The sequence below is a fragment of the Hungatella sp. genome (assembly GCF_046966825.1).
In genome coordinates this window covers 53261-64400 of record NZ_JBKVCZ010000027.1, presented here as the reverse complement: position 1 = coordinate 64400, position 11140 = coordinate 53261, and the positions used below count along the sequence as shown (strand labels likewise).

Here is an 11140-nt window from a genome sequence, read left to right as displayed (position 1 = left end):
TTTCTGCTCCTCTTCCGACAGCAGAATCCCATGGGTGACTGTACAGAAATCCGTGGTCTCTTCGTATTGGACCAGCTGCTCTAAGCAGCTTTCTCTTGTGACGGCATAGGGAGTACAGGAATGAAGGTTTCCCAGGTAGCTTCTGCCGCCGCATCCCAGTGACAGCGTACTCCCAAAGCCGCAGTCTGAAAATTCCCTGCTGCCCCCGGGCGATTCCGGCCTGACGAACCGGCGCATGGAATCCTGACGGTAACCGTGCGAGGCCAGCCATTCCGCGGCCGCTTCATATTGGCGGAAGGCCAGGTCCTCATCCAGAACGAGGCCGCGGTTTAATTCCTGTTCCAGCGCTGCGCCGTGTTTTACGTACAGAGGATAAAGAAACAGCTCGTCAGGGCCGAAGGATACCGCTTCTTTTACCGAGGAGAGGAAGGAGGACACGCTCTGTCCCGGTACGCCGTAGATGAAGTCCGCATTGACCCTGGAAAAACCGCTGTTCATCAAGAGATTCAGCGATTCTCTGGCCTTCTCTGCCCGGTGGCTTCTCTTAAGGACCTTCAGCTCCTCATCGAAAAAGCTTTGAATGCCCATGCTGACTCTCGTGACACCGGCGTCCTTCAGCAGAGCAAGCTTCGGCTTCGCCGTCTGATTCGGCGCCGTCTCGATGATGATTTCCGTGTCCCGGGCGAGCTGTGTATAACGCCGTATCATGGCAAAGCACCGTTCCAGCTGCATTTCCGTCAGCAGCAACGGGGTTCCGCCTCCAATCGTGAGGCTGGTAAAAAGGGATTTTGCAGAGGCAAAAAGCGGCTCGTACTGGCGAAGCTGCCGTTCCACGGTGTCTAAATACCGGTCTATGGCCGTCTCCCCTTGCCCTGTGACGGAGAATAAGTTGCAGTAACCGCATTTCGTCTCACAGAAGGGGAGATGGAGGTAGAGACCATGCCCGGGACCAGCCAGATCGGGAAGATACTGATTCAGAGTAACTCCTTCCAGGGGACCATAGGCCGTCTTATGGGGATAGCTGTACATATACTGCGTATATCGTTTCATATTCATGGGTGTCGAACTCCTGACCTTAAAGGGTAAAATGCTTATAGGGAACCGTGGTTACGGCCGGGTGATTGATGCCGTGAAACTGGCAGCCGTCTTCCCCGTAACACGTTCCATGATCGGAACAGCAGATCACAAAGGTGCTGCCCCGCACCGACTTCCAGCGTTCAAACAGCCGGCCCAGCTGGCCATCCACATAGCGCAGAGCTGCGCCATGGCTCTCAAGGCTGTCATGAACGGCGCCATCCAGATAAAAGTAGTTGGGGTAATGGATAGCGTCGATGTTTAAGTAGAGAAAAACCGGAATGCTCCTGTCTGCTTTTTCGATCTTCTTTAAGAGAAAATCCACCTGATTGCGGGTGCTGTCCTTGACGGGACAGGCAAAGGAAGGATTCCAGTAGCTGTGTCGGAAATATCCGGGAAATACCCGGCCCAGATCGGAGCGTTTGTCGAAAAATGCCACGCCGCCCACGCACCAGGTGTCGTAGCCGGCCTTCTCCAGACCCTCCATGATGGTCGCCCCGGAAAATCCAAAGGCGCCGGCGGGCGCTCTCTTTCCCATACCCGCGTTTACCGGGAAGAAGAGAGGCTGCCGGTCCGCGATGCTTTTGGCATCATAAGGGCAGGGCAGAAATCCGGCGAACATGGCGTGGTGGGAGGGATAGGTGAAATTGCCGGGAGCCTGGCATTTCTCCCAGGGGCCATACCGGTTCAGTACCGGCGTCGTACCTTTTGCTTCCTCCTCTGCGGCCACATCGTAGCGCAGGGTGTCGAGGCAGATAAAAAGGATGTCATGGCTGCCTGCGATTTTATTCATATCGACATCCGGCTGCAGGGCGTTCAGCGTCCGGCCAAATAAGCCGGCCGGGACCTCGCGTAGTGCTTCTTGGCACGTGACATTTTCGTGCATCAAATTATCATTCTTTAAATCATCATGTATGGCATCATCGCTCATAAAGCACCTCCCTGCTCCAGCCATGCCTTCATCATCCTGACCTGGTGGCTGTAAATTTCATTCTTATCATAAATATCCTGGTAAAGCAGGTCGCCCTGTCCGTTCATCTCGATGATCCGTGGCTTTAAGCTGCCTTTTTCCAGGAGAATATCGATCCCGGCGCTGCGAAGGCCGGGGTAACAGCCGCAGGCCCTCCGGCAGAGCTCTTTTATGGTTGAAGTGACGTCTTCCGGCAGCGCCAGCCGGGAGGCCTCCAGCGGATGATTGTTTAAATGGAGATTGGTGACAGGCCCTTTCGACAGCCGTGCCAGCAGAAAATCGAGGGCTCCGTCCTGGCAGACCGCCCTCAAGTCGTAGGAAAAACCCTGAAAGTCCGCCTTCGGGTACCACCGTTCCACAATACATCCGAGGGAGAGCAGACTGTCTAAAAAATCCATGATTTCTGCAGACTCCGTGATGGTGTGAAGTCTCTTCGTATTGATAAGCGGCGGTCGGAAAGAAGAGGAACGCTCCGGTTTTAATGCTGCCTGATCGGGTGCGGCGCAGGAGTAGGCGGCCATGCGTCCGGTCTTTGGCTGGAATCGAAATGCCGTGACCCCGGCCGCGCCGGATCCGGATACCGGTTTGATAAAGACCGAAAATATCCGCAAGTCCTTCATGCGGGAGAGAAGCGCTTTGCTGTCCCCGATGCCTTCTCCCAGGCTTTGGGTAACGGGAAGACCGGCCTCCTTTAGTACCTGCTTGCATCTGGTCTTGTCAAGCAGCTCCATGAGCGCGCGAGGCGGATTTAGGAATTGGGAGACTGACGCCTCCTTTTCCAATGCCTTCAAATCACTGCGGTAGGAGCCGACCAGATCATTGAGGCCGGAGAGATGGCAATCGGTCCAGACCGGAGGATCGATCTTTACAAACAATTCGCTGTCAGAGGGAAAACCGCAGCGCCTCCACTCCTCCCACTCCAGAAACAGAAAGGGCAGTCCGTTTTGGCGGGCCGCCTTTTCAAAGTAGATGGTTCGCTTCGTGTCCCGGTTTCCCAGCAGCACCGCGGTTCTCATTCTGTCAGCATGGCGTTCATCCAGACCTCGCCGCGGTAGTTATCCGGTTTGTTCTGTTCGGACAGCTCCGTCTCGATCGGAAGCGCGGCCAGACGCTGCATCATCCCGGTGCTTAAGTAGTGGTAGTGGGCATCCAGCTTCTGGATATTGGGATGCGCGGGCAGCGCTTCAAGAAGAAGGGCCCCTCCCTTGTCAGACAGAGTCCCGCAGGACAAGTCCAGTGTGTGGATCTGGTCCATATAGCGGCTCCCCAGTACGGTTTCCGTCATCTCATCCTGCATCTCACTGTCAACAATCCCTAAATACTCCAGTTTCGGAAAATCCATGGTGTCAAGCAGAGAACGGATGGTCTCACAGTCGCCCTTAAAGCCGTAATTATCGCTTCCTATGTAGAGAATCAGCTTTTTTAAGCCGGGCAGCCGCGCATTTTTCACGGACTCGATGACAGAATTCGGAAGTCCGCCGCAGATGATGGTGAGCGATTCCAGTTTCTCATGAGAGACAGCGCCCAACTCCAGATCGGTGCTTCCCTTGATGGTCAGCTCCGTCAGCTCCGGAAGCGCCGCCCATAAGCCGCCATAGTTGCCCTGAATGATCCAGGATACCTCGCACTCCTCGAAATCCATGTCTCCGATAAAGAGGCTGCGGATATGGGAAAATTCTTTTGCGTGTGAAATAATTCCGTCGATGATTGGCTGGCAGCTTTCCTCCCAGCAGTCGCCCCAGTTTCCTATGGAAAGCTCTGTCAGTCCGGAAAAATCAGGGTCGGCAAGAAGATCATCAATCAGAGTGTGGGCTCCCTTTGTCCCGTCTTCATATTCATCGTATTCGTAGCTGAAGGTTTTGCTTTTGTTCATTTGCAGAAGTCCCCTTTCGTTTCATGGCTTTATTTTAGCATAACCGGAGAGAGAAGTCATCCCCGGAATCGTCCAAAATCACATTTTTGGCAGCTATAGCAAAACGAAGACAGAGAAAGAAGAAATCGTAAAATATGCACAAAAATCGCTTGCGGCTCCCTGCCATACATGTTATACTTTACTCGTAAATTGAATATTCGGATGAAGAGTTCGGGAGAGACCGCCTTGACTGGCGGAGCCGAAGGTGAGAAAAACTCTCAGGCAAAAGGACCGGATTTGGACGAACCTCTGGAAAGGTGATGGACACCACCGACGAGGCAGCTTTCCAGCCGTATGTTCCTCAGACCGGACACAGCAGCCGTGGACTGGATCAGAAAAGGAACGGCGACGGCTGAAGGTAATCTTTCAGGTACGAAGACGGGGCATATGACAATTCTTATTTTTGTTGTATGTCTTTTTTATGTCCAAAATTTAACGATCTTGATTGGAGGTAGGGAAACATGGAATGTAAGACAACTTTATATGATACTCATGTAAAGTACGGGGGAAAGATGGTGCCGTTTGCCGGATTTCTTCTGCCGGTGCAGTATGGGACCGGAGTGATCGCGGAGCACATGGCGGTGAGGACGGCCTGCGGCCTGTTCGACGTGTCCCATATGGGGGAGATCCTGTGTGAGGGCGAAGCGGCGCTCGACAATTTAAATCATCTGCTGACCAATGATTTTACCAGCATGGTGGACGGCCAGGCCAGATACAGCCCCATGTGCAACGAGGAGGGCGGCGTGGTGGATGACCTGATCGTTTACAAGATCAGAGACAATCACTATTTTATCGTGGTGAACGCATCCAACAAAGATAAGGACTTCGCATGGATGATGGCCCATAAGCTTCCCGGCGCTGAACTGAAGGATATATCGGCGGAAGTCGGCCAGCTGGCGCTCCAGGGTCCGAAGGCAGAAGAGATTCTGCTAAAACTGACAGACAAAGAGAATCTGCCGGTAAAATATTACACCTGCCTTATAGACCGTCCGGTGGCAGGAATCCGCTGTATCGTATCGAAGACCGGTTATACCGGGGAAGACGGATACGAGCTCTACATGGATGCCGGGAAGGCGCCGGAGCTTTTTGAGGCACTGATGGAGGCGGGAAAAGAGGAGGGTCTGATTCCATGCGGACTGGGAGCCAGAGACACGCTGAGACTGGAAGCGGCCATGCCTTTATACGGCCACGAGATGGATGACACCATCACTCCGCTGGAGACGGGACTCTCCTTTGCGGTGAAGATGAAGAAGGAAGACTTTATCGGAAAAGCGGCCATCGAGGCAAAGGGAGAACCCACACGGGTGAGAGTCGGCTTAAAAGTGACCGGCCGGGGTATTATCCGGGAACATGAGACCGTCTATGCAAATGGGGAAGAGATCGGTATCACCACATCGGGAACCCACGTTCCTTACTTAAAATGCCCGGTTGCCATGGCTTTGGTAAAGAAAGAGTATGCAGTGCCTGGTACGAAGGCAGAGGCGGACGTAAGAGGACGCCGGATCGAAGCAGAGGTAGTTCCGCTTCCTTTCTACAAAAGAACGAAATAGAAATTTCACAAAAATATAAATTATAATATGGAGGAAAAACAATGACATATCCAGAAAATTTAAAGTATGCAAAATCTCACGAGTGGGTCGAATTTTTAGAGGACGGTTCAGCCAGAATCGGTATGACAGACTATGCGCAGGATCAGATGGGAGATCTCGTATTCGTTAATCTTCCGGAGCCGGAGGATGAGGTGACGGCAGGCGAGGCGTTCGGCGATGTGGAGTCCGTAAAGGCAGTTTCCGATGTCTATTCCCCGATCACCGGCGTGGTTGCGGAAATCAACGAAGACTTGCTGGACAGTCCGGAAAGCATCAATTCCGATCCGTACGGGGCCTGGATGATCCGTGTATCCGATATTGGGGATCAGGAAGAGCTGATGAGCGCGGAGGAATACGAGGAGTTCGTCAAAGAATAAGAACGTTAGATGCAGCTGTAAAAGGGCAAAAAGGAGAATGCAAATGGGGTCTTACTTATCCAGTACCGATCATCAGCAGAAGGCGATGCTCGATGAAATCGGTTATAAAGATTACGATGATCTGTTCGGCTGTGTGCCGGATTCAGTGAAGTTAAAGGGGCGGCTCTCCATCCCGGAGGGCAAATCAGAGCTTGAACTGCGCAGGCAGATGGAGTCTTTGGCGGGAAAAAACCGTGTGTTTGACCATGTGTTCCGCGGAGCGGGGGCGTACCGCCACTACATACCTGCCATAGTTAAGGAGGTGGTCTCCAAAGAGGAGTTTGTCACCGCCTATACGCCCTATCAGGCGGAGATCAGCCAGGGAAATTTACAGGCTATCTTCGAGTACCAGACCATGATCTGTGAACTGACCGGCATGGACGCGGCCAACGCGTCGGTCTACGATGGAGCTTCAGCCGCCGCGGAGAGCGTATTCATGTGCCGGGAACGGAAGAGAGTCAGAGTCCTGGCGGCGGACACGGCTAATCCGGATGTGCTGGCGGCCATGGAGACGTACTGCCACGGCAGAGGCGCCCACGTGGAACTGGTTCCTTCAAAGGACGGAAGCGTCGATTTAGAGGCGCTTAAGGAGATGCTTGATGAGACGACGGCCTGTTTCTACGTACAGCAGCCCAATTACTACGGGATTCTGGAGGATGTCACGGCCATGGCGGAACTGGTTCACGGAGCCGGAGCCAGGCTGATCCCGGCTGTAATCTCCCTAGCGGTTTTAGACGCCGGCCGAATGCGCGCCGATATCGCAGTGGGAGAAGGACAGCCGCTGGGACTTCCTATGGCTTTCGGCGTTCACACCTGGGATTTATGGCGACGACGCGGGATATGATGAAACTCCCGGCCGTATTGTGGGGAGACGGTGGATTCCGATGGAAAAGGGCTTGTTCTGACTCTGCAGGGAGAACAGCACATCCGCCGGGAAAAAGCCAGCAGCAACATCTGTTCCAACCAGGCGCTCTGCGCGCTGACAGCCTCAGTCTATTTATCGGCCATGGGGCCGGAGGGACTTCGGGAGGTGGCGCTCCAGTGCACCTCGAAAGCCCATTATTTGAGAGAAAAGCTAAGAGCAGCCGGTTTAAGTCCGGTCTATGACAAGCCATTTTTCCACGAGTTCGTGACAGACTGTCCGGCAGATACAGCGCGGCTGTCCGCCAAACTGGAGGAAGAAGGTTACTTAGGCGGTCTGCCTCTGCCAGGCGGACGCATACTCTGGTGTACCACGGAGATGAATACGAAGGAGGAGATGGACCGTCTGGCCGATCTCGTAAAGGAGGTGTGCTGCGCATGAAACTGATATTTGAACGAAGTGTAAACGGGCGTCACTGCCAGATTCTGCCGCCATCCGACGTGCCTTACGTGATGCCGGAGTGTACGAGAACGCTTCCGCTGCGCCTTCCCGAGGTATCTGAAAATGACATAAGCCGCCATTATACGGAGCTGGCCAAAGCGACCCACGGTGTCAACGACGGATGCTATCCCCTGGGTTCCTGCACCATGAAATACAATCCAAAGATCAATGATGAGATTGCCGGACTCCCCGGATTTACAGGAATTCATCCGCTGCAGCCGGAATCCACCGTTCAGGGCGCCTTAGAGGTCCTGAAGACTTCGGAGGAAATATTCTGTGAGATAACAGGAATGGACAGCATGACGTTCCAGCCGGCGGCCGGCGCCCACGGCGAATTCACGGGACTTCTGCTGATTCGTGCCTGGCACGAGAGCCGCGGGGATGAGAAACGGACGAAGATCATTGTTCCGGACTCCGCCCATGGGACGAATCCGGCCAGTGCAACCATGGCCGGCTACAAGGTAATCAATATTCCATCCACAGCCGACGGACTTGTGGATTTAGAGAAGCTTCGGGGCGCTGTCGGAGAAGACACGGCAGGCCTTATGCTGACGAATCCCAATACAGTGGGACTCTTTGATCCCAACATTCTGGAGATCACAAAGATCGTCCATGATGCTGGCGGCCTCTGCTATTACGACGGAGCGAACTTAAATGCGGTTATGGGAATCACACGGCCGGGAGACATGGGCTTTGACGTGGTTCATTTGAATCTGCACAAGACCTTTTCCACGCCTCACGGCGGCGGGGGACCCGGAAGCGGTCCGGTGGGCTGCAAGCGTTTCCTGGAACCGTTCCTGCCGGGACAGAAGGTGGTGGAACGGGACGGCGCGCTTCACATGGAGCCCTATGAAAAATCCATCGGCATGGTTAAGGAATTCTACGGAAACTTCCTGGTGGTGGTGAAGGCGCTCTCTTACGTGCTGACGCTTGGACCCGACGGCATTGCCGACGCCTGTAAAAACGCGGTGTTAAACGCCAATTACGTCAGGGTAAAGCTCTCAGATTACTACCATATGCCGTTTAAACAGACGTGCATGCATGAATTCGTCATGAGTCTGGAGCAGGAAAAGGAAGAGATGGACGTGACGGCCATGGATATCGCCAAGGCCCTTTTAGATCATGGAATCCATCCGCCGACCATGTACTTCCCGCTGATTGTCCACGAGGCTCTGATGGTGGAGCCGACGGAGACGGAATCAAAGGAGAACTTGGATGAACTGATCGCCGTGTTCCACGAGATCTATGAGACAGCGAAGCGTGATCCCGAATATATACGGAGCTCCCCCCACATCACCATGGTGAAGCGCCTGGATGAAGTAAATGCGGCCAGGAACCCGAAGCTGCATTACGCATTCGGGGAGGAAAGCGCAGAGGGGGAAGAGGCGTGATCCGCCGACTGACCCTGGCCCTGGGGCCGGGGTCATACCCCTATCCCAATTTCGGCATGGAGGAGTATTTGCTTTACCATGTGGAAGAAGAGGAGTGCATTCTCTACCTGTGGCAGAATGAGAAAACCGTGGTCATAGGCAGGAATCAGAATGCATGGAAGGAGTGCCGCAGAGAGGAACTTGAGGCCGCCGGAGGTTATCTGGTGAGACGGCTGTCGGGAGGCGGCGCCGTGTTCCACGACCTGGGCAATTTAAATTTTACCTTCATCACAAGAAAAGATAACTACGATGTCACAAAACAGACGGAGGTTATCCTAAGGGCGGTCAAAAAGCTGGGTGTAAACGCAGAACGGACCGGCCGCAATGATATCACAGTGGATGGCCGCAAGTTTTCCGGCAACGCGTACTACGAGACCGGGGACTTCTGCTATCATCACGGGACCATTCTGCTCTCCGTGGACAAAGAAGAGATGGCCCGCTATCTAAACGTTTCCAGGGAAAAACTGAGATCCAAAAGCGTGGATTCCGTCAAAAGCCGTGTGGCCAATTTAATCGAATTCGTGCCGGATCTGACGGTTAGACGCATGAGAGACAGCCTGGAGGAAAGCTTCGGCGAGGTCTACGGCCTTCCCGCAGACCCATTTCCTCCGGAACGGCTTTGCGAAGACGAGATAAGGGAGCGGACGGAGCGGTTTGCCTCCTGGGAGTGGAAATACGGCAGGAAGATCCCGTTCAGCGATGAAGCCGCCGCTCGTTTTACCTGGGGGGAGGCCCAGGTGCTGGTCCATGTGGAAGAGGGGCGTGTCCAGGAAGGAAAGATCTGGTCCGACGCCCTGGATACGGACTTTATGAAAGCCGCGGAAGACATACTGACCGGCATGATCTGGAACAGAAAGGCCGCGGCAGACAGTTTTGCAGCCCTGTCCTGCGGCACTCCGGTTCAGGAGGCGATGCGGAAGGATTTACAGAAGCTGGTCTGCGATATGATGTAGTGCTGTGCCGTCGATTTACAGACTCGCCTGAGAGAACAGGAGGATTGGATGGAAAAACATTATGATCTCGTCGTAATCGGCGCGGGGCCGGGCGGCTATATGACGGCCCTTTACGCGTCGAAGGCGGGAAAAAGAACGGCCGTGATCGAACGGTCCCATGTGGGAGGCACCTGTTTAAACTGCGGATGTATTCCTACAAAAACGTATCTCCACACCGCCGGCCTTTACCGGGAGGTGAAGAAGACAGAGGCCGCAGGCCTCCATACGGAAGGCCTGCGCGTATCCATGGAGGAACTGAAGAAACGCAAAGACGCCGTGGTGGAAGAATTGCGCGCCGGCATCGAGAAGCAGCTGGCTGCCGCTAAGATCGATCTATACCGGGGTACAGGCGTAGTGTGCGGAGAACATTTAGTGAAAGTGATGCCGGGTGAGGAAGAAGTAACCGCAGATTATATTCTGCTGGCAGCAGGCTCCGAGCCTTCGTCCCTTCCCATTCCGGGCATGGACTTACCGGGCGTGAAAAACAGTACCCAGATGCTGGAGGAGGAGTGTGTTCCGGACCGTCTCGTGATCATTGGCGGCGGAGTCATCGGAATGGAGTTTGCTACTGTCTATAACGACCTGGGATGTCAGGTCACGGTACTGGAAGCCATGGATAAGATCCTGCCCGGCATGGACAAGGAGATTTCTCAGAATTTAAAGATGATTATGAAAAAACGCGGTGTAGATATTCATACCGGAGCCATGGTTTCCTCCGTCGAAAAGATGGGAGACGGAACGTATCTCTGCCGCTATACGGAAAAAGAAAAAAAATGTGAAGCCACGGCCGCGCTGATTCTGTCAGCCGTCGGCCGCCGTCCCTTAAGCCGCGGTCTGTTCTCAGAAGACATGCAGGAACGCATCGAAATGGAGCGGGGCAGAGTCCTGGTAAACGAGCGCTATGAAACCTCGGTACCCGGCATTTACGCCATTGGAGACCTGATCGGAGGCGTCTGTCTTGCCCACGTGGCTGCGGCAGAGGGCTGTCAGGCAGCTTCCGCCATGTTCCCGGAGCTGAAGGGAAAAGACATGACCGTCATTCCCTCCTGCGTGTACACCGATCCGGAGATCGCCTGCGCAGGCCTCACCGCCGACGAGGCAAAAGCCGCAGGCATTGATACCGCGACGGGAAAATACATCATGTCCGTAAATGGTAAGTCCGTCCTGTCCATGCAGGACCGCGGTTTCCTGAAAATAGTTTCTGAAAAGGAGACCGGCCGTATCCTGGGCGCCCAGCTGATGTGCGCCAGAGCAACCGATATGATCGGTGAACTGGAACTGGCCATTTCAAAACGCTTGACGGCCGAAGATCTGGCGGCCGTCATCATGCCCCATCCAACCTTCTGTGAAGGAATCGGAGAGGCTGCAGAATCAATATTGATGTAATATGAAGT

The 11140-nt window shown here is 54.1% G+C and carries 9 protein-coding genes, 1 pseudogene and 1 riboswitch; of the genes and pseudogenes, 6 read left to right on the top strand and 4 right to left on the bottom strand.

All coding sequences use genetic code 11. The features are described 5' to 3' along the window. The 4 genes from ACLTD4_RS11145 to ACLTD4_RS11130 all read right to left on the bottom strand — a co-directional run. Positions 1-1056: STM4012 family radical SAM protein (locus ACLTD4_RS11145; protein WP_412331313.1), on the bottom strand; the 1056-nt coding region annotated here is incomplete at its 3' end. A 19-nt stretch (positions 1057-1075) separates the two neighbouring features. Beyond that, positions 1076-2005: an STM4013/SEN3800 family hydrolase gene (locus ACLTD4_RS11140; protein WP_117620583.1), complete on the bottom strand. Its 930-nt coding sequence runs from the start codon at positions 2003-2005 to the stop codon at positions 1076-1078. Beyond that, a complete protein-coding gene (locus ACLTD4_RS11135) occupies positions 2002-3048 on the bottom strand; it encodes an STM4014 family protein (protein ID WP_412331312.1) in 1047 nt (348 codons plus the stop codon). The genes ACLTD4_RS11140 and ACLTD4_RS11135 overlap by 4 nt, the downstream gene beginning before the upstream one ends. Before the next feature lie 8 nt (positions 3049-3056). Continuing rightward, the gene (locus ACLTD4_RS11130) at positions 3057-3917 is read right to left on the bottom strand and encodes an STM4015 family protein (protein WP_117620585.1); all 861 of its coding nucleotides are present in this window, start codon (positions 3915-3917) and stop codon (positions 3057-3059) included. A 201-nt stretch (positions 3918-4118) separates the two neighbouring features. After that, positions 4119-4200, top strand: a riboswitch (glycine riboswitch). 217 nt (positions 4201-4417) lie between these two features. On the opposite strand from ACLTD4_RS11130, the gene gcvT reads away from it, so the two are divergent. The 6 genes and pseudogenes from gcvT (at position 4418) to lpdA (ending at position 11132) form a co-directional block, all read left to right on the top strand. Beyond that, on the top strand, positions 4418-5506 hold the full coding sequence (gene gcvT, locus ACLTD4_RS11125; RefSeq protein ID WP_117633829.1) for a glycine cleavage system aminomethyltransferase GcvT: 1089 nt from the start codon (positions 4418-4420) through the stop codon (positions 5504-5506). A gap of 41 nt (positions 5507-5547) precedes the next feature. Then, a complete protein-coding gene (gcvH, locus tag ACLTD4_RS11120; RefSeq protein ID WP_025529246.1) occupies positions 5548-5922 on the top strand; it encodes a glycine cleavage system protein GcvH in 375 nt (124 codons plus the stop codon). 37 nt (positions 5923-5959) lie between these two features. After that, positions 5960-7264 (top strand): annotated as a pseudogene (gene gcvPA, locus ACLTD4_RS11115) (aminomethyl-transferring glycine dehydrogenase subunit GcvPA). After that, the gene (gene gcvPB, locus ACLTD4_RS11110; RefSeq protein WP_117620588.1) at positions 7261-8715 is read left to right on the top strand and encodes an aminomethyl-transferring glycine dehydrogenase subunit GcvPB; all 1455 of its coding nucleotides are present in this window, start codon (positions 7261-7263) and stop codon (positions 8713-8715) included. Before gcvPA ends, gcvPB begins: the two are co-directional and overlap by 4 nt. Beyond that, positions 8712-9707 carry a lipoate--protein ligase gene (locus ACLTD4_RS11105; protein ID WP_117620589.1) on the top strand — a complete coding sequence of 332 codons (996 nt, stop codon included), beginning with the start codon at positions 8712-8714 and terminating at the stop codon, positions 9705-9707. The genes gcvPB and ACLTD4_RS11105 overlap by 4 nt, the downstream gene beginning before the upstream one ends. A 48-nt stretch (positions 9708-9755) precedes the next feature. After that, on the top strand, positions 9756-11132 hold the full coding sequence (gene lpdA, locus ACLTD4_RS11100) for a dihydrolipoyl dehydrogenase (RefSeq protein WP_117620590.1): 1377 nt from the start codon (positions 9756-9758) through the stop codon (positions 11130-11132). The last annotated feature ends 8 nt before the right edge of the window (positions 11133-11140 follow it).

Excerpts from the sequence above, each read along its gene's own strand:
- gcvH (WP_025529246.1), top strand. The coding sequence starts at position 5,548 with ATGACATATCCAGAAAATTTAAAGTATGCAAAATCTCACGAGTGGGTC.
- gcvT (WP_117633829.1), top strand. The coding sequence starts at position 4,418 with ATGGAATGTAAGACAACTTTATATGATACTCATGTAAAGTACGGGGGA.
- gcvPB (WP_117620588.1), top strand. The coding sequence starts at position 7,261 with ATGAAACTGATATTTGAACGAAGTGTAAACGGGCGTCACTGCCAGATT.
- lpdA (WP_117620590.1), top strand. The coding sequence starts at position 9,756 with ATGGAAAAACATTATGATCTCGTCGTAATCGGCGCGGGGCCGGGCGGC.
- ACLTD4_RS11130 (WP_117620585.1), bottom strand. The coding sequence starts at position 3,917 with ATGAACAAAAGCAAAACCTTCAGCTACGAATACGATGAATATGAAGAC.
- ACLTD4_RS11140 (WP_117620583.1), bottom strand. The coding sequence starts at position 2,005 with ATGAGCGATGATGCCATACATGATGATTTAAAGAATGATAATTTGATG.